This window comes from Salmonella sp. SAL4457 (assembly GCF_046548235.1).
Classification (GTDB): domain Bacteria; phylum Pseudomonadota; class Gammaproteobacteria; order Enterobacterales; family Enterobacteriaceae; genus Salmonella; species Salmonella enterica.
On record NZ_JBGDZO010000097.1, the window covers coordinates 1 to 396 of the forward strand.

Genomic DNA, 396 nt, shown 5'->3' on the forward strand with positions numbered 1-396 from the left:
TACGGATACAAGCCGAAGTCGACAGTTTTTTTCGCAGACCCCATATAATCATAGAGATGATAGATATAATTATTATTCACCCACACTGTCGCTGAAAAGACAGCAAACAGTAACACTGTGTTCAGCAGAATAGACCTGTCGACTCGAGCAAGTATATACATCCGTCAATTCGTCAACGCAGCACAGATGATTTTGATGGATGCCGTATCCAGATAGGGATGCATGGGTAGGCTCATTACTTGAGTAGCAGCCTTGTCACCCACTGGTAGTTTCGCTTTCTCATCCGCATCAGCAGGCTGCTTATTAAGCGGAATAGGGTAATGCACAGCAGTTGGAACCCCGGCAGCTTTCAAAGAAGCCTGAACAGACTCTCGATTATCCATACGCACCGTATAC

General features: G+C 45.5%; 1 protein-coding gene. It reads right to left on the reverse strand.

Annotated features, from left to right (window positions below):
* Positions 1-164 precede the first annotated feature (164 nt).
* On the reverse strand, positions 165-396 hold a 232-nt coding region (locus tag ACLJNW_RS23400), incomplete at its 5' end, for a DegT/DnrJ/EryC1/StrS family aminotransferase (protein WP_410961110.1).